This is a genomic window from Streptomyces sp. NRRL S-340 (assembly GCF_000720185.1).
Classification (GTDB): domain Bacteria; phylum Actinomycetota; class Actinomycetes; order Streptomycetales; family Streptomycetaceae; genus Streptomyces.
In genome coordinates, this window is record NZ_JOIY01000050.1 from 1 (window position 1) to 20,626 (window position 20,626).

Annotated in this window: 13 protein-coding genes and 1 pseudogene; 7 read left to right on the plus strand and 7 right to left on the minus strand. The window is 75.7% G+C overall.

Going from position 1 to position 20,626, the window contains the following annotated elements; all coding sequences use genetic code 11:
* Positions 1-1,474: pseudogene (locus IG64_RS31230) on the minus strand (ATP-binding protein); the annotation flags it as partial.
* Positions 1,475-1,492: 18 nt separating this feature from the next.
* On the opposite strand from IG64_RS31230, the gene IG64_RS31235 reads away from it, so the two are divergent.
* Both IG64_RS31235 and IG64_RS31240 read left to right on the plus strand, forming a co-directional pair.
* Positions 1,493-3,025: a lipase/acyltransferase domain-containing protein gene (locus tag IG64_RS31235; RefSeq protein ID WP_420710019.1), complete on the plus strand. Its 1,533-nt coding sequence runs from the start codon at positions 1,493-1,495 to the stop codon at positions 3,023-3,025.
* Between the two features lie 439 nt (positions 3,026-3,464).
* Positions 3,465-4,829, plus strand: a complete 1,365-nt coding sequence (locus IG64_RS31240) for an alkaline phosphatase (RefSeq protein ID WP_037862286.1) — start codon at positions 3,465-3,467, stop codon at positions 4,827-4,829.
* Positions 4,830-4,916: 87 nt separating this feature from the next.
* Here IG64_RS31240 and IG64_RS31245 read toward each other — a convergent pair whose 3' ends face one another.
* Positions 4,917-6,173 (minus strand): MFS transporter, encoded by a 1,257-nt coding sequence (locus IG64_RS31245; protein WP_037862288.1) that lies wholly within the window; start codon positions 6,171-6,173, stop codon positions 4,917-4,919.
* A gap of 65 nt (positions 6,174-6,238) precedes the next feature.
* On the opposite strand from IG64_RS31245, the gene IG64_RS31250 reads away from it, so the two are divergent.
* Together IG64_RS31250 and IG64_RS31255 are read left to right on the plus strand one after the other, a co-directional pair.
* Positions 6,239-6,625, plus strand: coding sequence for a MerR family transcriptional regulator (locus IG64_RS31250; protein ID WP_037862289.1), 387 nt, complete (start codon positions 6,239-6,241; stop codon positions 6,623-6,625).
* A 359-nt stretch (positions 6,626-6,984) separates the two neighbouring features.
* A complete protein-coding gene (locus IG64_RS31255; RefSeq protein ID WP_037862290.1) occupies positions 6,985-7,614 on the plus strand; it encodes a phosphatase PAP2 family protein in 630 nt (209 codons plus the stop codon).
* Here the strand turns inward: IG64_RS31255 and IG64_RS31260 are convergent.
* From IG64_RS31260 to IG64_RS31280, 5 genes are all read right to left on the minus strand, one after another.
* Positions 7,602-12,761: a DNA repair ATPase gene (locus IG64_RS31260; RefSeq protein ID WP_051813542.1), complete on the minus strand. Its 5,160-nt coding sequence runs from the start codon at positions 12,759-12,761 to the stop codon at positions 7,602-7,604. The two genes, IG64_RS31255 and IG64_RS31260, sit on opposite strands and share 13 nt — an antisense overlap.
* A gap of 97 nt (positions 12,762-12,858) precedes the next feature.
* On the minus strand, positions 12,859-14,931 hold the full coding sequence (locus IG64_RS31265; protein WP_037862291.1) for a hypothetical protein: 2,073 nt from the start codon (positions 14,929-14,931) through the stop codon (positions 12,859-12,861).
* An 888-nt stretch (positions 14,932-15,819) separates the two neighbouring features.
* A complete protein-coding gene (locus IG64_RS31270) occupies positions 15,820-16,644 on the minus strand; it encodes a rod shape-determining protein (protein ID WP_037862292.1) in 825 nt (274 codons plus the stop codon).
* Positions 16,641-17,057, minus strand: a complete 417-nt coding sequence (locus IG64_RS31275; RefSeq protein WP_199811687.1) for a TraR/DksA C4-type zinc finger protein — start codon at positions 17,055-17,057, stop codon at positions 16,641-16,643. The genes IG64_RS31270 and IG64_RS31275 overlap by 4 nt, the downstream gene beginning before the upstream one ends.
* A gap of 58 nt (positions 17,058-17,115) precedes the next feature.
* Positions 17,116-17,442: a TraR/DksA family transcriptional regulator gene (locus IG64_RS31280; protein WP_037862293.1), complete on the minus strand. Its 327-nt coding sequence runs from the start codon at positions 17,440-17,442 to the stop codon at positions 17,116-17,118.
* Positions 17,443-17,900: 458 nt separating this feature from the next.
* On the opposite strand from IG64_RS31280, the gene IG64_RS31285 reads away from it, so the two are divergent.
* From IG64_RS31285 to IG64_RS37740, 3 genes are all read left to right on the plus strand, one after another.
* Complete coding sequence (locus IG64_RS31285; RefSeq protein ID WP_037862294.1) at positions 17,901-19,082, plus strand: sensor histidine kinase; 1,182 nt, start codon at positions 17,901-17,903, stop codon at positions 19,080-19,082.
* Between the two features lie 2 nt (positions 19,083-19,084).
* Positions 19,085-19,828, plus strand: a complete 744-nt coding sequence (locus IG64_RS31290) for a response regulator (RefSeq protein ID WP_234438671.1) — start codon at positions 19,085-19,087, stop codon at positions 19,826-19,828.
* Positions 19,829-19,991: 163 nt separating this feature from the next.
* Positions 19,992-20,591: a hypothetical protein gene (locus IG64_RS37740; RefSeq protein WP_051813543.1), complete on the plus strand. Its 600-nt coding sequence runs from the start codon at positions 19,992-19,994 to the stop codon at positions 20,589-20,591.
* Positions 20,592-20,626: the final 35 nt, after the last annotated feature.

Here is a 20,626-nt window from a genome sequence, read left to right on the forward strand (position 1 = left end):
GGCCGAGGCGTCGCCGGGCGCAGGCGGGGCGGCGGGGGGCCGGGAGGGGGGCCGCGGGCGGGGGGGTGCAGTGGGCGCTGAGCGGGGCGAGGACGCCGTACACGATGCGGAACGGCTCGACCGCCTCGTCGAGCCCGTCCAGCACCACGGTCACCGGGTCGCCCGGCTCGGCGAGGTAGGCGTCGAGGAGGGCGGTCCACCGTTCCACCGGGTCGTCCGTCGGGCCGGGCGGGGACGGCTCGACGCCCAGCCCCAGGAGCAGTTCCCGCAGCACGTCGGCGGCGGAGAGCCGGCGGGCCAGGACGGCGACCGTCACGGCGTCCGGCGCGGGGACGGTCCCCGGCGGCGCCGAGCCGACGGCGTCGCGGTAGCGCGGGTGGGTGCGGAACAGCGGGTCGCTGAGCGTCACCGCCCGCCCCAGCACCGCCGACTTCCCGCTCCCGGCCGTGCCGGTCAGCAGCAGGACACCGCCCGGCCGGCCGAGGAAGCCGGTCAGTTCCCGGTTGAGCCGGCGCCGTCCGCTGAAGTACCAGCCCGGGTCGTCCTCCTGGGGGCGTCCGCTGGCCCGGGCGAGCCATACGTCGATGTCGTCGGCGGGCGTGGCGACCTGGCGGCGCGCCGGTGCGACCACCTCGCGCGGCGGCCGGTACCCGGGGTTGGGCAGGCACGGCGTGGGGGTGGTCTGCCCGGCGCCCTCGACGATCCGGTGCAGCCGGTGCTTGCGCCGCTCCGCGTCGGAGCCCAGCTCGTTCTCGAACTCGGTCATCAGATGGGCCACGCTCAGCCACGGGCTGGTGATCTGCGCGGTGGTGCGCAGCCGGTCGAGGACGCGGCGCAGCACCGAGGGGAAGCGCCGTACGTGGACGAGCTGGTCGTGGTCGCAGGTGGCGATCACCTCCAGGGACCCGCCGTGGCGCCGCTTCGGACCGATCTCCCGGCACAGCCGCACCAGTTCGTCGGCGACGCCCCTGGCGTAGCAGGTGTTGACGATGACCAGGACGTGTTCGGCGTGCGAGTCCAGGGCGGCGGCGACGATCTCGCTGGTGCGCACGGCCGTGGCGAGCTGGCGGCGGGGTTCCGTCCTCGGCAGTTGCAGGAAGTGCGTGCCCGAGGCGCCCAGTCTGCCGTGTCCGGTGACGAAGAGGACCAGTGCCTTGCCCCGGGTCTCGCGCACCCCGGCCTCGTGCAGGAACCGCTCCACGTCGTGGCGTTCGAGCAGTTCGGGCTGGGGCACCTTGTGGAACGGTTCCGCGGCGCCCGGCGGGCACCACCACTCGTCGAGGACGGCGAGCTGTTCGTCGATGCCGTCGGCGAACTCGCCCGCGTCGTCGCCGTAGTCGCGGACCGCGACGGTCACCAGCACGCGCTCGGCCGGCTCTCCGGCCGGACCGGGGCCGCCCTCGCCCGGGTCGCCCGGCAGCCCGGCCGACGGCGTGTTCCCTCTTCCGGCAAGTGCGCCCGCCCCCCGCTGCATGCTCCCTATTCTTCCGTCATGAGCCCAGCGTCGCAGCAGTATCCGGCACCCCAACGGCCCTATCACCTGCCCGGTCTGTCCCCGAACACCACCCAGGACGCCGTGGTCGTCGTCCCCGGCATCATGGGCAGCGAGCTGTACGACGCGGAGCGCGACGCGGTGGTCTGGGGGCTGGCGGACGCCGGCTGGCTGCTGCGCGCCTGGACCACGCCCGGGGGCCTGCGCCCGCTGCACCTGACACCGGACGAGCGCGAGGGGCGGCTGGGCCGCATCCGCGCCCGGCGGCTGCTGGCGACGCCCGCCTGGAGTCCCGTGCTGCGCGGGGTGGAGCCGTACACCGACCTGGTCGCGACCGTCACGCGCAGCGTGGCCGACCCGGCGGCGGTCCTGGAGTTCCCCTACGACTGGCGGCTGCCCGTGGCCGTCAACGCGCGTCTGCTCGCCGCGGCGGCGCGGGCGCATCTCGAACAGTGGCGCGCGCACCCGGCGCACGCGGCGGCGCGCAGGCACCGCGTCGACGAGCGCGAGGGCCGGCTGGTGTTCGTCGCCCACTCCATGGGCGGGCTGCTCACCCTGGCCGCGCTCACCGACGGCCCGGACGGCGACCTCGCGGCGGACACCCGGGGGGTGCTCACGCTCGGTACGCCCTTCCACGGGTCGGCCGCCGCCGCGCTGATCCTCAACACCGGCCGGGGCACGCCGGTGCCGCTGCCGCACGGGCGGCTGCGCGACCTGGCGACGACCCTGCCCGGCCTGCACGACCTGCTGCCGACGTTCCCGTGCCTGGACGAGGGCCTGGACGTCCGCGCGCTCACCCCCGTCGACGTCGCCGATCTCGGCGGGGACAAGGACCTCGCCGAGCAGTCGCGGGCGTTCCACGAGCGGCTGCGCGGCCGGACGCTGCCCGGGCACCGGGCGGTGGTCGGCATCAGCCAGCGCACGGTGCAGTCGCTGGCGCTGCGCCAGGGCGTCGTGGTGCCCTTCGAGCACTGCTACCGGCAGCACAGCGACGGCGAGCTGATGCGGGACGCGGACGGTGTGCCGCGCCGCTTCGACGTGGCGGGCGACGGAACCGTGCACAAGGAGTCCGCCTCCCTGACCCGGGTGACGGTGCCGCTGGCCCTCCAGCACGGGGCACTGGCGAAGGGGCAGGCCGCGCTGGACGCGGTCACCTCTTTCCTGGAGGAGGACGAGCACCTCGGCCCGCCGCAGGCCGCGGCAGGCCTGGGGCTGCGGGTGCCGGACCTCGTCGCGCCCGGCACACCGTGGGCGGTCCGGGTGCACGGCGCGGACGGCCCTGCGGGGCTGGAGTGCACGGTCGAGGAGGTGGGCGCACCGGGCGGCTTCCGCGCCCGCGCCGCCCTGTACGCCGAGTACGCGGAGGAGGCGGGGGACGCGGGGGGCGCCGGGGAGTGGGGTGACGAGGTCGTCACCGGGCGCGTCACCGTGCCGTCGCCGGGGCTGTACCGGGTCACGCTCGACTCGGGTGACGACACGCCGCTGACCCAGCTCGTCCTGGCGGGGCCGACCGGTCCGGAGGGCGGCGACTGACCGCGGACGGCCGCCGCACGGCGCGCTCGCGCGTGGAGGCGGCCGTCACACCCCCATCCCACCGGCGGCCGTCACACCCGCCCGACCGGCAGCCGTCACACCCATCCCACCGGCGGCCGTCACACCCATCCCACCGGCGGCCGTCCTGCCGCACGTCCGCGGCCGGCACGGACGCCGGGAACCTCGCGGCCGAGGAACAGGCGTCCCGCCCGCGGTCCGAGTCCGTGACGGCCGTACCGGAGGCAGCGGCCGACACGCCCGTCACGCCGTCACCTCCGTCACTCCCGTACGGACACGGTGGCCGTCATGCCCGCGCAACCAAGGCCGGGTCAGGTCTTTCCCCCTGGTTCACCAAGGACTGGTGGGCTGCACTCCGTCGGCAGCCGCAAGGCATCCGTACGCCACACCCGTCGTACGGCCGTTCCAAGGAGTCGCTCCCATGCACAGACCCACCCGTCGCCAGCTCACGATCGCCACCGCGCTGGCCGCCGCCACCGCGGCCGCCCTGACCGCCACCACCGTGGCCGGCGCCTCGGACACCGCGCAGCACGCCCGGCACGCCGTCCAGGGCGGCAAGGCGAAGAACGTCATCCTGCTGATCGGCGACGGTATGGGTGACTCCGAGATCACCCTCGCCCGGGACTACACGGTGGGCGCGGCCGGCCGGCTGAACATGGACCGGTTCCCGCTCACCGGCGCCTACACGACGTACGCGGTGCACGCCGACGGCACCCCCGACTACGTCACCGACTCCGCCGCCAGCGGCACCGGCTGGGCCACCGGCCACAAGACGGTCAACGGCCGCATCTCCAAGACGCCGGGCACGGACAAGGCCGTCCCGACGATCCTGGAGCTGGCGCAGAAGAACGGCTACGCGACCGGCAGCGTCACCACCGCGGAACTCACCGACGCCACCCCGGCGGTGCTCGCCTCGCACGCCACCGACCGTTCCTGCCAGGGACCGGCCGACATGGCCAAGTGCCCCACGGACACCCTCAAGGCCGGCGGCCCCGGCTCCATCGCCGAGCAGTCCGTCAACCACAAGGTGGACGTCCTCTTCGGCGGCGGCAGGCAGCGCTTCGACCAGAAGGTCACCGACGGGAAGTACAAGGGCCTGACCGTCACCCAGCAGGCGCAGAAGCTCGGCTACCAGGTCGTCACCGACGCCGCGTCGATGAAGGCGGCGAAGGCGGGCCGGCCGGTCCTCGGCCTGTTCGCCCAGGGCAACGTCCCGGTGGAGTGGACCGGCAAGGCGGCCGCCGTCGGCGGCACCGCCCCGCAGCGGTGCGTGACCTCCAACCCGCAGCGCCCGGCGAGCACGCCGAGCCTGGCCGACTCCGCCACCAAGGCGATCCAGCTCCTGGAGGCCAAGCAGCGGCACGGCCACTCCGGGCAGGGCTTCTTCCTGCAGATCGAGGGCGCCTCGATCGACAAGCAGGACCACGCGGCCGACCCGTGCGGCCAGATCGGTGAGACCGCGGCCTTCGACCGTGCGGTCAAGGTGGCCCGCGACTACGCCGCCAAGCACCCCGACACGCTCGTGGTGACCACCGCCGACCACGGCCACAGCAGCCAGATCGTCCCGGTGGACGCCACCCCGCCCGGGCTGTCCTCCACCCTGGTCACCGACGAGGGCCAGCAGCTGAAGGTCAACTACTCGACCAACACGCCGGGCCAGTCCCAGGAGCACACCGGCACCGAGGTCCGTATCGCCGCCCAGGGCCCGCAGGCCTACCGCGTCCTCGGCGTCACCAACCAGACCGACCTGTTCACCACCGTGCGCGAGGCCCTGCGCCTGCGCTGAGGCCCTGCGCCTGCGCTGAGCCCCGCGGCCTGCCGGCCGCCCGAGCGGGTGCGGGGAGAGGAGCGACACCTCCTCTCCCCGCACCCCTCAGTGCTTCTCCGGGGCGCGGAGGGCGGGGAAGCCGTGCCTCCGCGCGCCTGCCACGACGAGCAGCACCGGCACGAGCAGGGCCAGCACCGTCCACGGGAAGGAGCCCGGCCCGGCCGCGTCGAGCAGGACGCCGCCCGCCGCTCCGCCGACGGCCATGAACGAGTTCCAGGTGGTCACCAGCAGGGGCTGCGCCCGGTCGCCGCCCGCCCCGGTCACCGCCGTCTGCAGCAGGGTGGACACCCCGCCCCAGCCCAGGCCCCACAGCACCACCGCCGGGTACACCAGGGCGGCGCCGCCGCCGGGCGCGGCCAGCAGTGCGGCGGCCAGCAGGAAGGCGGCGGTGCTCGCGAGCGTCAGGGGCCGCAGCAGGCGGTCGACCAGGGCGCCGGTGACGGCGATGCCCGCCACCGACGCGACGCCGAGCACCAGCAGGACCGTGTCCCGGGCACCGCCCATGCCGCGCGCGTCCAGGAACGCGGCGACGTAGGTGTAGAGGATGTTGTGCGCCAGGACGTAGGCGGCGACGACGAACAGCACCGGGACCACTCCGGGCAGCCGCAGCGCCCCCAGCACCGGCTCCCTGGCCCCGGACCGCCGGCCGGGGTGGTCCGGCACCGACGCGGCGATCCACACCGCGAGCCCCGCCGAGACCACACTCACCAGGACGAACGTCGCCCGCCAGCCGATCAGACCGCCCAGGAGGGTGCCGAGGGGGATGCCCAGGGAGAGCGCCAGCGGAACCCCGGCCATGGTGATCGCGATGGCGCGGCCCACCAGGTGCGGGGGCGCCAGCCGGCGGGCGTACCCGACGAGTTCGGCCCACACCACGGCGGCGGCGACCCCGGCGGCGGCGCGGACCACCATGGTCAGCAGGTAGTCGGAGGAGAGCGCGGTCACCGTGTTGGCCGCGGCGAAGGTGACGACGGCCGCCACGACCAGCCGCTTGCGGCGCCAGGCCGCCGTGGCCGCGGTCACGGGCAGCGCCGTCAGGCCGGTGGCGATGGCGTAGACCGTCAGGGTCTGCCCGGCGGCGGACTCGCCGACGGAGAGGCCGCGGGCCATCTCGGGCAGCACACCGGCCGGCAGGGCCTCGGTGAGAATGGCCATGAAGGCCGCCGTGGCCAGGGCGAGCAGCGGGGAGAGCGGGAGCCCCCCGCGCTCCCGGCCGGACGGGGGCGCGGTGGAGGCCGTGGAGGGCTCGGCAGGGGGGACGTCCGTCGGGCGTCCGGGCTCGGACATCTGCGACATCGACATGCCTGTTAGGGTTCAACCTTCACATGTATGTGAGGGTCAACGCGACATGATGTGAGGTGGGCCACATGCGCATCGGGGAGCTGTCCGACCGCACGGGAACCCCGCGCCGGCTGCTGCGCTACTACGAGGAGCAGGGGCTGCTCACCTCCGACCGCCGCCCGAACGGCTACCGCGACTACGACGAGCGCAGCGTGGACCGCGTGCTCCAGATCAGGGGGCTGCTGGACTCCGGGCTGCCCACCCGGGTCATCAAGCAGATCCTGCCCTGCCTGAAGAAGCCCCGCTCCATCCAGGTCGCCGACGCCACCCCGGAGACGATCGCCACACTGGAGCGCGAGCGGGACCGGATGACGCGGCGGATCGAGTGCCTGGTCCGCAGCCGGGACGCCATCGCCGTGTACGTGGACGCCGTCCTCGCCGAGCAGCGGGACGCCGCCCCGTCCGTCGCCTGACGCCTCGTCCCAGGCCGCGGTACGCCCCCGCCCGGCGCGTGCGGCGCCCGGCGGCCTCGCCCGCCGCGCCCGCCGCGCCCTTCCACGCCGCACCCTTCCACGGCCCCCGCGCACGACCGCGGCCCGCGCGCCCCGGCCCCCGCAGCGCCCCCGCCCCGCACGGCTCCCGCCCCGCATGTGTCCCGGCGCACGGCACCGACCCGGCCGTCCGGGCAACCACACCTCCGGCTGCTAACGTCTACCAACCTGTAGACGTTCATCTGTCGGACAACCCGACTTCACGAGGATTCCACTCCTGCACCCACGAGCGTTCACCGCGGCGCTCCCGCCCTAGAGAACCTGGCCCGGAGATCCACCTGATGACGACTTCCTCCCCGACCGCCCTTGCGCTCGACGGCGCGTCCATCGACGGCGGCCTCTACACCGACGTCACCGACTTCGCCCGCCACACGCACTGGCTGAACGGGACGGCCGCCGCCTACTCCTCCGTCGGCATGGGCGTCTTCGTGGTCCTGCTGCTGGCCGCCTGGTGGGGCGCCCGGCGGCAGGGGAACTCCGTGATGACCGCCGTACTGGCGACGCCGTTCGCCGTCGTCATCGCCTACGTCGCCAACACCGGCATCAAGGACGTCTTCGAGGAGCCCCGCCCCTGCCGGGCCCTGCCGCACGACTTCCTCATCGAGGCGTGCCCCCCGGTGGACGACTACGCCTTCCCCAGCAACCACACCACGGTCGCCTTCGCCTTCGCCGTCGCGCTGCTGATCGTCAGCCGGTGGCTGGGCTCGATCGCGCTGCTCGCCGCCGTGGCGATGGGTGCCTCGCGGGTCTACGTCGGCGCCCACTACCCGCACGACGTCGCCGTCGGCGCCGTGGTCGGCAGCCTCGTCTCGGTCGCCGTCGTCCTGCTGGCCTTCCGGTTCTGCACCCCGCTGGTGCAGCGCCTGCGGGCGGGGGCGCTGCGCCCGCTGCTCGCCGCTCAGACGCCCTGAGCGCCTTCCCCGGCCGCGTTCCCGGCCCCGGCCCCCGCGGCCGGGGCCGCCGCGTGCCGGGGGTGCGCCGCGCCGCCCGGGTGAGCCGTCCCGCCCCTGAGGGCCGCTTCGACGGCGGCCAGGCGGTCGGCCAGCAGGGAGAGGGCGGCGGTCGCGCGGACCAGCGGGTCCTCGGCGGGACCGCCCAGCGCCCGGCTGCGGGCGTACGCGGCCTTCAGGGCCGCCCAGCGCTCCGCCTGCTCCCCGGTGAGCGTGCCGCGCAGCTCGGCCAGCTTCAGCAGGTTGGCCTCCGCCCCGGTGGCGAGGGTCTGCGCCTCGGCCGTGAAGTGGTCCTCGACGACGGCGGCCGCCTCGGCCTCGTTCATGACCGGCCGGAGCCGCTGGGCGATCTTGTTCATGGTGCGGTACGAACCCTGGAGCCGGAACGGCGGCTCGGTACGCGTCTCCTGCGAGCGGGCGGCGGAGGCGATGTACGCGGCGTTCACCGCGAGGACCGTCTCCCGCGCGGTGAGCAGGTGGCGCAGCACGCCCGTGATCTGCTCCAGCTCGGCCGGGGCGCAGGGGTGAGCGAGCCGGTCCGCGCGGGCCGCCGGGTCCCCCTGCGCCAGCCGGACCAGCAGCGGGAGGTCCTGGCGGTCGCGGCCGGCCAGCGGCGCGAGGACCGGGTTCGCGGTGAGCGCGTTCTCCAGGAAGCTCAGCGCGAAGACGTCCTCCTTGCCGGTGAGCACGTCACCGAGGTTCCACACGTCGGCGCGGTCGGCGAGCATGTCGGGCACGCGGAAGCGCTCGCCCGACTCGGTGTACGGGTTGCCGGTCATGCAGACCGCGAAGCGCTTGCCGCGCAGGTCGTAGGTGCGCGGCTCGCCGTCGCGCACGCCCTCGATGCGGCGGGTGGCGTCGCACAGCGGGATGAACTTCTGCAGCAGCTCGGGTGAGGTGTGCTGGATGTCGTCCAGGTGCAGCAGCGTGTTGTTGCCCGCCGCCAGCGCGAAGTTGATCTTCTCGACCTCCTGGCGGGCGGTGGCGTTCGGGGCCTCGGCCGGGTCGAGCGAGGTGACGGCGTGGCCGAGGGCCGGGCCGCTGACCCGCACCATCATCAGGCCCAGCCGGTCGGCGACGTACTCCATCAGCGTCGTCTTGCCGTAGCCGGGCGGGGAGACGAGCAGCAGCAGACCGCCGGTGTCGGTCCGCTTGTCCTGCCCCGCGGTGCCGATCTGGCGGGCCAGGCTGTCGCCGACGAGCGGCAGGTACACCTCGTCGATGAGGCGGTTGCGGACGAAGGCCGCCAGGGAACGCGGGCGGTGCTCGTCCAGCCGGAGCCGCGCCCGCTCGGCCGCGACCAGTTCGGCGCGCCGGCGCTGGTGCGCCCGGAAGGCCGGTACGTCATCGCGCGCGAAACGGCCCGTGCGGGCCAGGAACTCGTCGATCCGCAGCGCGAGGGAGCGGCCGTGGATGCGCGGGTGGGTGCCGAGCAGCCCCTCGGCCACGGTCACCGGGGAGGCGTCGCACTCGTAGCGGGGCAGGTCCGCGCACAGCTCGGCGGCCACCGCCTCGGCCAGGTCACCGGCCGTCACCTCGCTGCCGGTGGAGTCGGCGTACGCCGACAGCCACGCCCCGGCGAGCTGGCGGCGCGCGGCGAGGTCACCGAGCGCGGCCAGGTCCTCGTCGTAGGCCGAACCGCCCACCGTCCTGCGGAACTTGTCCAGCAGGGTGCGGGTGGCGGCGGCGACGGCGAAGCCCTCGGGTCCGGTCGTCAGCTCCTCGAAGAGGTACGCGGCGGCAGCGCGCGCCGCCTCCCGCGCGCCGTCCACGTCCCCGGCCAGGTGCCCCTCCGGCCGCTCCCCGGCAGCCCCCGGGCCGCCCCCGCCGGACGCCCCCGGCACCCCGCCGGCCGCCCGCGCGAGCCCGGCCCCCCGGCCCCGGGAGCCGGCCCCGGCGTCCTCGCCCGGGGCGGGCCCCCACCCGCCCGTGCGGGCGGCGGTCTTGGCCGTCCACCCCCCGATCGCCTGCGCGAGTTCCTCCTCCAGTTCGGTCACGGCACCCGCCGCCGCCGGGCCGAACGTGTCGCGGGCACGGGCCAGGGAGCGGGCCCGCCGGGTCCAGGCGGCGCGGGCGTCCGGCGCGGTGCCGTGGGCCCAGAACAACTGGGCGGCCGCGCGGGCGGCGGGCTCGTGGCGCAGCACGCCCACCCGCTCGTACAGCGGGAGCAGGGCGGTGAGGACGACCGTGGCGTCGTGGTCGTGGACGCCCCGCTCGTACCCCTCGTCGTAGGCCTCCTCGGCGGCCCGGCGGACCAGCCCCGGCAGGTCGTCGGCGGCCGCGAGCGCGGCCGGGCCGTGCTCGCGCAGCAGCCGGGCGGCCAGGTACTCGCCGCGGTAGACCTCCGGCGACTCCGAGGGGAGCTGCCGGTCCGCGTACGCGCGCAGCGCGGCGGCGCCGGGGCCGGTGACCGGGGAGCGGTAGTCGGTGCCGGTCAGCGCGAAGGCGAGGCCGTCGCCGTCCGGGACCAGGGTGAGGTCGAGGGGCTGGGTCGCGACGGCGAAGCGGTGGCTGCCCAGGCGGATGGTCCGGCCGCCGTCGTCGTACAGGTCGGTGCGGTCGCGCAGCGCCCGGCCGGCCTCCTGGCGGGCGGCCTTGAGCCGGCCGTCCAGTTCCTCCGCCCGTACCGGATCGCCGAGTTCGCGCAGTTCGGCGGCGGTGCGCCGGACCTTGGCGACCATCGGGTCGGAGGCGAAGTAGGTGCTGACCGCGTCGGCGTCGGCGAGGGTGGCCGCACGCCGGGCGACCGTCAGCAGGATGCGGCCGGCGGCCTCGGCGAGCTGTCCGGCACGGCGGGCGCGGGCGTCCAGGAGTGCCTGCTTGCGGGCGGAGAACGCGTCGTGGACCTCGGTGCGCTTGGTGGTCAGCTCGCCGAGGAAGTCGTCGTACTCGGCGAAGCGGGACTCCAGGTCCTCCAGCCGCGCCAGCGCGCCCGACAGCTGCTCGTCGCACGCCTCGGGACTGCCGGCGGCGGCCAGCGCGCCGGTGACGGCCTGTCCGAGCAGCGCGAACTCGGCGGCGAACTCGGCGCGGCCCTCGCGTTCGCCCAGCTCCCGGCGGCGGGCGTCGAGGAGGGCGCGGGCCCGGTTGACCCCGCCGAGCACTCCGGCGACGCGCTGGAGGACCGAGGTGCGCACGGTGGCGTCGCCGATGTCGAGGCCCGCGACGACCTCGGTGACCGTGCGCAGCGTGCCGGCCAGGTCGTCGAGCCGGGCGGCGACCGGCCGCGCCGCGGCCACGGACTCGATCGCCCCGGCGTCCGCGGCGAGCTGTTCGACGTCCCGGTGGTGGCCGGCGAAGGCGTCCTCGCGGGCGAGGAAGGTCACGGCCCGCTTGCCGAAGGCGGCGAGGTCGCTCTCGGCACCGGCGGCGAGTTCGTCGATGCGGGCGGTGTCGGCGTAGCGCATCTCCTTCAGGGTGAGCAGGTGGCCCTGGGCCCGGCGCAGTTCGGTCAGGCCGCTCACCCAGGCGGCGGCGCCGCGCGGTGCCTCGCCGCGCAGCCGCCGCACCACGGCGGCGAGCCGTTCGGCGGCCTCCTCCAGCGCCTCGGCCGCCCGCCGGGTCAGGTCCCGCACGGTGCGGAACTCGCCCAGCACCTGCTCGGCGGTGGCCCGTACGGCCTCCAGGGGGGTGCGCAGGTCCCCGAGGCCGGCCTCGCCCAGCCAGTGGTGGGTGTCGGCGGCGCGCACGCAGGCGGCGGCCAGCGCCTCGTACACCTCCACGGTCGGTGTGGTCTCGGCGACGGCGCGGCTGATGGACAGGCAGTCGGAGATGCCGCGCACCAGGTCGGCGTTGCCGACGCGGGCCAGGGGGCCGGTGCCCGCGGTGGCGGCGGCGTGCGTGTCGGAGACGTACGGGGAGGCCCACCGCTGGACCGGGTGCACCCGGGCCGGCTCCGGGGCCGTGCCCGCCGCCTCCGCGCGCAGCGCGAGCAGTGCGCCGTCCTCGAACAGCGCCCAGCCGTGGCAGGTCAGCGGGGTCGCGACCTCCTCGCGGATGGTGTTGTACGACAGCAGCAGGCCGCGTCCCCCGGCGGGCGCGTGGAAGGCGTACAGCACGTCCTCGCCGTAGGGCGAGCGCACCTCGCGCTCGAACTCCAGGCTGCTCGTGTCCAGTTCGTACGTCTTGTACGCCCCGGTGGCCAGGCAGTAGCCGCCGGGGAAGACGATGCCCTGGTCCTCGGGCAGGCGGCGGCAGGCCCGGCCGATGCCGTCGAGGCGGACGACCGAGCGGGTGAGGGTGTTGAAGACCAGGTGGCGGTGGGCGTCCTCCTTGTAGGGGCGGACGCGCAGCAGGATCAGCGCGCCGACGCGCGCGTGCGCGATCTCGGCGTCGGCGAGCGCCTGCAGCGGCTCGTCCACCGGCTCGCTGTGGACGCCCTCGCCGGTCTCGGTGTCGTCCTCGGTCTTGACGGTGAGGGTGCCGCCGACGGTGGAGACGTAGATCTCACCGGCGACCGCGACGTGCGGGTGGCGGCCGAGGCGCTGGTCCTCGCGGGTCGCCTCGGTCCAGGTGAAGTCGTGGGCGGGCGGCAGCACGTGGTCGCGTTCGCCGCGCGCGTCGAGGAAGGCGGCCCGCCCGTCACCGGTCAGGTTCCAGCGCAGGACGCGGATGTCACCGGCCTTCTCACCGGTGCGGAAGACGGCCAGCAGCCGCCCCTCCACCCGGTGCAGCCGCAGCAGCCGGGCCTGCCGGTAGTAGCGGTGCAGGGCCGCGAACTCCCGTACGAACGCCGGGTCGTCGAGCAGGCCGGGGACGGCGTCCTCGGGCAGCGGTTCCAGCTCCCGGTCGTACAGGGCGAGGACGTCCCCGATCCGGGGCTCGGGCCGGGTGCCGTCGTCCGGGCCGGCGTGCGCGCCGTTGTACCCGAACAGCAGCCGGTCACCGACGGCGACGACGTCCCGGGGGACGCTCGGCCGCTCGGTGCGCAGCCGCCCGGTGCCGGTCAGGCCGAGCCGGGTGGCGCCGAACTCCGCGGCCCGGCGGGCGTTGAGCTGTTCGGCGCCGCGGGCCAGCTCCGCGGCCTGCGCGGCCAGCCGGTCGCGCAGCACCTCGTAGGTGCCGCTGTCCACGGCGCCGTACGGACCCGGCTGCTGGGCGGTTGCCATCGACGTGCGTCCCTTCGAAGGCTCGGGATGGGGGGGAGCGCGGGCCCCGCGCGGCCGCCGTCCCCCGTACGGCGGCCGCGCCGGGCCCCCTGGACCGTCAGGCCCGGGCGGTGCCGTTGACGGCGAGGGCGGTGACCGGGGTGTCGGCCAGGCCCAGTTCGCCCGCGCGGTCCAGGAGCTGCTGGAACCGGCCGGCGTGCGTACCGCCGGAGTTCATCAGCTTCATCAGCAGTGCGGACACGGTCAGGTTCTGCACGTCGGCCGTGGAGACCGAGCCGAGGATCCGGCCCAGGTCCTCGGCGAGGCTCGCCGAACCGTCCAGGTAGGGGCCGGCCAGCGCCTGCGCCGTCCCCGAGTGCTCGACGAACCCGTCGACGCCCTTGCCGAGCGAGATCGCGTTCACCAGCCGGTCGAAGAAGACCGAGTCGCCGCCCACGATGTCGATGTCGGCGTTCTCCAGGCCGGTCGCCAGCACCGTGGCCTGCGCCTCGGCGACCTGGCGCTGCACGTCGAGCCCGGCGAGCCGGATCTCCTTCTCCGCCTGGAGGCGCAGCCGGTACTCCTCGTGGCCGCGCGAGGCCTCGTCCAGGGCGGCCATCGCCGCCGCCTTCTCGGTCAGGCCCGCCGCCTCCGCCTTCAGCTTCTCGCCGATCGCGGTCGCCTCGGCCAGCGCCTTGGCCTGCGCGCCCTCGGCCTCGGCCCGCAGCCGCGCCTGGGTGCCCTCGGCCTCCGCGAGCATCCGCGCCTGGGTGGCCCCGGCCTCCGCGCGGCCGGTCTTCTCGACGACCTCGGCCTCCTTGTCGCGGACCTGCACGGCGGCCAGTCCCTCGGCGGCGGCCTCCGCCTGGATGCCCTCGGCCATCCGCAGCTTGGCGCGGGCCTCCAGGTCGGCGGACTTCAGCCGGGCCTCGGCCAGGGTCAGCGACTCGGCGGCGCGGTGGGTCGCCGCCTGCTCGGCGGCCTCCGCGGCCTTGATGTCCTTGACCAGCTTCTCCTGCGCCTCCGCCTCGGCGGCGATGATGATCGCCTGCCGCTCGCGTTCCGCCTCCTCCACGGCGCGCAGCTTCTTGATGGACTCCTCCTGCTCGGCGACGGTGCGGTCCACCGCGACCCGCTCGCGCACGACCTCGGCGATCTCCCGCTTCTCCGCCTCGACCTCCTTGTCGGCGGAGATCTTCGTCAGCTGGGTCTCGCGCTCGCGGGCGATGACCTCCAGCATGCGGTCCTTCTCGATGCGCTCGTTCTCGACGGCGATGACCCGCTCGCGGTTCTTCGCGGCGACGGCGACCTCGCGGGCCTGGTTCTCGCGCTGCACCCCGAGCTGTTCCTCGGTGCGCAGGAAAGCGCTCTGGGCGCGCAGCCGCTCCTCCTCGACGACCCGGGCCGTCTCGGCCTCCTCGCGGGCCCGGGAGGTCTCGATCTCCCGCCTCTGCTTGATCTCGGCGTCCGCCTGCCGGCGCTCCAGCTCCAGGATGGTCTCGCGCGCGTCGACGTTCTGCCGGGTGATCTCCTTCTCCTCGGTGCGCTGCGCCTCGTTGGTGCGCACGTGCTCGACGGCCGTCAGCTCGGTGATCTTCCGGATGCCCTGCGCGTCGAGGACGTTGGCCGGGTCGAGCTGGGACAGCGGCGTCTGCTCCAGGTAGTCGATCGCCGCGTCCTCCAGGTGGTACCCGTTGAGGTCGACGCCGATCAACTCGATGATGTGGTACCGCAGTTCCTCACGCTTGGTGTAGAGGTCGGTGAAGTCCATCTGCTTGCCGACGGTCTTCAGCGCCTCGGAGAACTTCGCGTGGAACAGCTCCTGCAGGGTGTCCTGGTGACTGGCGCGCGCGGTGCCGACGGCCTGGGCGACCTTGATGACGTCCTCGGCGGTCTTGTTGACCTTGACGAAGAACGAGATGCGGATGTCGGCGCGGATGTTGTCCCGGCAGATGAGCCCGTCGCGCCCCGAGCGGGTGATCTCGATGGCCTTCACCGAGATGTCCATCACCTCGGCCTTGTGCAGCACCGGCAGCACGACCTGCCCGGTGAAGGTCACGTCGACCTTGCGGGTCTTGGAGACGATGAGCGCCTTGCCCTGCTCCACCTTGCGGAACAGCCGGGAGAAGACGAACAGCGCGAGCAGTACGAGAATCAGGATGGCCGCGACGAGCGCGCCGATGACAACCATGGCAAACGTCCCCTGGAGTAACGAAGTTGTGGCGTGCGGGCGGCGACTTCGGACCCGGTGACCGGGCCCGGCGTCTCGGTGTCAGCTATCGACGCCCGGCCGCCGGTCCCGGTTCCTGATCCGCGCGCACCGCTTTCCGCGGCCGTTCCCGCGGCCCCCGCGCGCGCCACCGGTTCCGGTGTACGCCCTCCGTACGGCGGCCGGTTCCGGGCCCCGTTCCCCCGTACGGCGGCCGGTTCCCGGGCCCGCTCCCCGCACGGAGCACGACGACGGGTTCCGGTGCCGGTGCCCGCGTACGAGCACCGGGTCCGGCGCCCGTTGCCGTGTACGAAGACCGGTTCCGGCGCCCGTCCCCGTGTACGAAGACCGGTTCCGGTGCCGGCTCCGCGCCCGGCGCGGCCGGTTGCGGGCGGCCGTCCCGGCCGTGCGGATCCGGACGGCCCTTTCCGCGCGGCCCCCCGGCGGCCGTGACGGCCGCGTGGGTGAATCCCCCTCTCCCCCGTACGGTTCCCGGCGCGGCCCGGCACTGCCGGGTCCCGGCACCGGAAACCGTCCGTAGTGCTCCCCTGCCGCCATCCTGCCCGCGTACAGGCGCCTCGCGCATTGCCGGTTCCCGGCAGTCTTCCCCCCTGCCTCCATGCCGGGACCGCACCCGTGACCGCGGCAAGGGGGCGGCCCGGCCCGGCAAGCGGGCCGGCCAGGCCGACCGGGCCGGTCCGGTGCGTCCGGCGCCCCGTCCGGGACACGGTGTTGCCGTCCGTCGCTCGTGAGGCTCCCGCAGGACCGGCGTCGGGGCGCGGCCCGGTGAGGGCGTCGGGCGGGGCGGTCGGCGACGGCGGCCGGGAAGACTCCGCCGGTGCTCCGCCCCTCGTGATCCCGCGAGGGGCGTCACCGAAGGGGCCGGCGGAGAGGGGAGCGGAGAGGGAGGGGGCCTCCCGTCGACGGGTGGGCGCGGGCCGCTCGCAGGAGGGTGGCCGCGCCCCGGACGGCCGCCGTGTGCGGGGCCGCCACGGGAACGAGAGGGGTGTGCAGGCGGCCGGTGAGCCGGTGGACGATCTCGGGGCGCAGGGCGCCGCCGCCGGCCAGCAGCGCGCCCCGGCGCAGCGCGTCCGCGGTGAGCGTGGTCCGGTCCTGGCGCTCCATCGCGCTCACCATGGCGGCCACCGCCCCGCCGATCTCCGCCGGGGCGACAGTGTCCAGATCACCGGTGCCGAGCGCGGTGCGGCGCGCGTCGACGACCGCGCCGTCCGCCAGCAGCACCACCTCGGTGAGCTGGGCGCCGACGTCGACGACGAGCAGCGGCCGGGACAGGTCGGCGCCCGCTCCCAGCGCGACCGCGCGGGCGCCCGGGACGGTCAGGACACCGCGCGGGCGCAGCACCTGCAGGGCCGTACGGGCCTGGGCACGGAAGGCGACGCCGTCCAGCACGGGCGCGGTGATCACGACCAGCGGGCGGCCGAAGCGGGGCAGCCGGTGGGCGAGCAGGCGGGACAGCATGCGGGCGGTGCCCGGGGTGTCGACGATCGTGCCCCGCTGGATCGGGTACGCGGCCCCGGCACCGGGGAAGGTCACCGTCGGCACGTCCAGGACCAGGCCCCGGCCGGCCACCCACGCCCGGGTGCGGGCACTGCCCAGGTCGAGGGCGACGCCGCAGCCGGCGCGGGGCACCGGCCACGGGCAGCGCGCCGGCCACGGCCCGCGGGACAGCGTCACCTGTCCGCCTCCCTGACCTGCTGGCAGCGGGCGCAGTAGCGCGCCTGCGGCACTATCTCCAGGCGCTCGCGCGCGATCGGCCCCCGGCACAGGTGGCAGGCGCCGTAGCTGCCGTCGTCCATGCGCGCGAGGGCCGCCTCCACGTCGGCCAGGACCATCCGGGCGGAGGCGGCGAGCTGGACGCGGACCTCGACCTGGGCGGCGGCCCGCTGTTCGAGCAGGGCGTCCGCGCGGGAGAGCGCGGCGGCCGTGATCTGCTGCAACTGCTCCCGCCGGAACAGGCGCTGCTCGTGCAGGCTCTCGCGGAGCGCGGCGAGGTCCTCGGCGGTCAGCGCGCCGGAGCGTGGCGCGCCGGAGGACGGGGAACGGCGCGGCGGTCGCGTGCCGTGGTCGGCGATGGTCTGGTGGTTCACCGGTTCACCCCTCGGGCAGGGCGGGAGACGAGTGCGGGCAGGGCCTGCCGGCGGGCGGTCAGACCGCCCCGCGCCGGCAGGCGACGCAGTGGCTGGTGTAGGGGAGGATCTCCAGGCGCTCGGCGGGGACCGGTGCGGCGCAGGCCACGCAGGTGCCGTAGGTGCCGTCCTCGATGCGGGCGAAGGCGGCGTCGATCTCCTTGAGCACCCGCCCGATGGCGTCGCGCTGGGCGGACATCAGGTGGTCGTCCGCGCTCTGCCCGGTGTCGGTGAGCGCCTGGAGCTGGACCAGCCGGGTGCCCCGGGCGTGTTCGAGTCGCCGGCGGGCCTCCTCGGCGGTGAGGCGTTCGAGGCGGGGCGCGGTCCGGATGGCGTCGGAGGGCATGGCGGATCCTTTCTCCGAAGGAGGGGCGGGGACGGGGACGGGGGCGTGCGTTCGTCAGCCTGGCGCGTGCGGCGGCCGGCGGCCATCGGTCCCGGAACCCATTTGCGCGGGGTCGCGGGATCCACACCGGGCGGACCGGACCGGGCGGACCGGCGGACATGGGTGGGGCGCGCCCCGCGAAATGGGCGCCACGACCCATCGACGCGGTGGCCCGGCAGGCGGGAGGCTCGACGGCGTACGGCACGACACCACGAGGTCACCACGTCACCACGTCACCACGACGGGCGTGCGGCACCACGGAAGGCGTACGCCCCTGCGGAGGGCGTACGGCAGGGCGGGACGACCGGGACGGGGCCCGCGGCCCGCCCGCGACGTGCGATGGCCGACAGTGGAGGAGTACAGGCCACGTCGGTCACGTCAGGTGCGCGGGCCGCGTCAGGTGAGGAGGAACGACCCCGGTGTCGCTGTTCTGGCGGATCTTCGGGCTCAACGCCGTGGTGCTCGGTTCGGCCACCGCGCTGCTGCTGTGGGCCCCGGTGACCGTCTCCGTACCGGTCGTGCTGACCGAGGCCGTCATCCTGGTCGGCGGACTCGTCGTCATGCTCGTCGCCAACGCGGCACTGCTGCGCTGGGGCCTGGCCCCGCTGGACCGGCTGACGAAGCTGATGACCACCGTCGACCTGCTGCGGCCGGGCCAGCGGCTGCCCGCCGCGGGCGGCGGCGAGGTCGCCGAGCTGATCCGCACGTTCAACGCCATGCTCGACCGGCTGGAACAGGAGCGCGCCACCAGCAGCGCCCGGGTCCTGCTCGCCCAGGAGGCCGAGCGGCGCCGTATCGCGCAGGAACTGCACGACGAGGTGGGACAGAGCATGACCGCGACCCTGCTGGCGCTCAAGCGGGCGGCCGACCAGGCCGGGCCGCCGCTGCGCGACGAGCTGCACCAGGCCAGGGAGATCACCCGGGAGAGCCTGGACGAGGTGCGCCGGCTGGTGCGCCGGCTGCGGCCCGGTGTCCTGGACGACCTCGGCCTGATCAGCGCGCTGACCTCGCTCACCTCGGACTTCGCCACCCACACCGGACTGGAGGTCGTACGCCGCTTCGACCCCGGCCTGCCCGCCCTGGAGCCCGAGACGGAGCTGGTCCTCTACCGGGTCGCCCAGGAGAGCCTGACCAACGCCGCCCGCCACGCGGAGGCCGAACGCGTCGAGGTGAGCCTCCGCCGCGCCGAGGGCGCCGTGGTGCTGGCCGTCACCGACGACGGCCGCGGCATCAGGACGGCCTGCGAGGGGGCCGGCATCCGCGGAATGCGCGAGCGCGCCCTGCTCATCGGGGCCGCCCTGGACATCGGCGACGCCACCGGCCCGGCGGACGGCGCGGGCCGGGCGGCCGTCCCAGGACCCGGCGGCACCGCACGTCCGGCGGACGCCGCACGCCGCCCCGCGACCACCGCACCCGCGAACACCGGGGGTCCGGCGGGCGCCGCACGCCCGGCCGGCCTCCCGGACCCGGTGGACGCCCCCGGCCCGGCGGGTGCCACCGGCCCCGCGAGCGCCACCGCCCCGCGGGACGCCACCAGCCCCGCGAGCGGCCCCGGCACCCGTGTCCGGCTCACCGCGCCCGTCCCCGGAAAGCGACCCTGACCATGCACGTGCCCCTGTCCGACGACCGGTTTGCCGCACCCGCACCCGTGCCCGGCGACCGGCCCGCACACCCCCGCACCGGCACCGGCCGCGCCCCGGCGCCCGTCCGCATCCTGCTCGCCGACGACCACGCGCTGGTCCGGCGCGGCGTGCGGCTCATCCTCGACCAGGAACCGGACCTCGAAGTGGTCGCCGAGGCCGGCGACGGGGCGGAGGCCATCGAGATGGCCCGCACGCACGACGTCGACCTCGCGGTCCTGGACATCGCCATGCCCCGGCTGACCGGTCTGCAGGCCACCCGTGAACTGGCCTCCCTCAAGCCGGACCTGCGCATCCTCATGCTCACGATGCACGACAACGAGCAGTACTTCTTCCAGGCGCTGAAGGCCGGCGCCTGCGGCTACGTGCTGAAGTCGGTCGCCGACCGCGACCTGGTCGCCGCCTGCCGGGCCGCGATGCGCGACGAACCGTTCCTGTACCCGGGCGCGGTGACCGCGCTGATCCGCAACTACCTGGACCGGGTCCGGCACGGCGAGGAGACCCCCGACCAGGTCCTGACCCCCCGCGAGGAGGAGGTCCTCAAGCTGGTGGCGGAGGGCCACTCCTCCAAGGAGATCGCCGGGATCCTGTTCATCAGCATCAAGACGGTCCAGCGGCACCGCGCCAACCTGCTGCACAAGCTGGGCCTGCGTGACCGCCTCGAACTCACGCGGTACGCCATCCGCGCCGGACTGGTCGAACCCTGACCGCCGCACCGCTGCGCGGCCGTCCCCGTCCCCGTCGCGGTCCCCGTCCCCGTACGGCCGGGTGCCGCCACCCCCACGACCACCCGGGATCCCGGCCGCCACTCCCCGGCCGGGGTCCCGGGTACGACCGCCACCGACCGGCCCGCAGGAAGGGGAACGGCGCATGCACCGCGTGTCACGCAGCACCGCCCCGGCGCTCCTCGTCCTGCTGGCGGCCGCCCTGCTGCTCCTGCCGCCCGTGCTCCGGGCCTTCGCGGCGGACGCGACGGCCACGGGGCACCCGGTGGCCGCCACGCCCGCGCACCCCTCCGCCCACGCCTTCCTCCCGGCCGCCACGGCGAACGGCACGACCGCGCACCCCTCCGCCCACGTCTCCGTCCCGGCCCCCGCCCCGCACACCGGCGACCCTCGCCACACCCCCGTTCCCCGTACCGGTGCCCCCCGCGGCACCCCCGCCGCGCACACCGGCGATCCTCGCGGCACTGCCGCCCCCGCCGCGCACACCGGCGGCCCCCGCAGCGACACCTCCCCCCGCGCCACCGCCCCCTGCCCCGCCGCCTGCGTCCTCCACGCCGGGCCGCGGCCCGAGCCGCAGCGCGAACGTCCGGCCGCGCCCGGCCACCCCGTCACCGCCGCCCCCGTCACCGCGGTCCCCGCGCCGGGCCCCGGACGCGCACCGCCGTCCCCCGCTCCCGCCGCCGCCTCCCCCGCCCCCGCGGTCCCCGGCCGGGACCGCGCCCCGCCCGCGCCCTCCGGCACCTGACCCCTCGCTCCACTCACCCCTTGCGTGCCGCCGGA

Bases quoted from the DNA above. Each gene is read 5' to 3' on its own strand.
- IG64_RS31245 (WP_037862288.1), bottom strand. From the start codon at position 6,173: ATGTCGATGTCGCAGATGTCCGAGCCCGGACGCCCGACGGACGTCCCC.
- IG64_RS37740 (WP_051813543.1), top strand. From the start codon at position 19,992: ATGCACCGCGTGTCACGCAGCACCGCCCCGGCGCTCCTCGTCCTGCTG.
- IG64_RS31240 (WP_037862286.1), top strand. From the start codon at position 3,465: ATGCACAGACCCACCCGTCGCCAGCTCACGATCGCCACCGCGCTGGCC.
- IG64_RS31235 (WP_420710019.1), top strand. From the start codon at position 1,493: ATGAGCCCAGCGTCGCAGCAGTATCCGGCACCCCAACGGCCCTATCAC.
- IG64_RS31290 (WP_234438671.1), top strand. From the start codon at position 19,085: ATGCACGTGCCCCTGTCCGACGACCGGTTTGCCGCACCCGCACCCGTG.
- IG64_RS31250 (WP_037862289.1), top strand. From the start codon at position 6,239: ATGCGCATCGGGGAGCTGTCCGACCGCACGGGAACCCCGCGCCGGCTG.
- IG64_RS31280 (WP_037862293.1), bottom strand. From the start codon at position 17,442: ATGCCCTCCGACGCCATCCGGACCGCGCCCCGCCTCGAACGCCTCACC.
- IG64_RS31255 (WP_037862290.1), top strand. From the start codon at position 6,985: ATGACGACTTCCTCCCCGACCGCCCTTGCGCTCGACGGCGCGTCCATC.
- IG64_RS31265 (WP_037862291.1), bottom strand. From the start codon at position 14,931: ATGGTTGTCATCGGCGCGCTCGTCGCGGCCATCCTGATTCTCGTACTG.
- IG64_RS31260 (WP_051813542.1), bottom strand. From the start codon at position 12,761: ATGGCAACCGCCCAGCAGCCGGGTCCGTACGGCGCCGTGGACAGCGGC.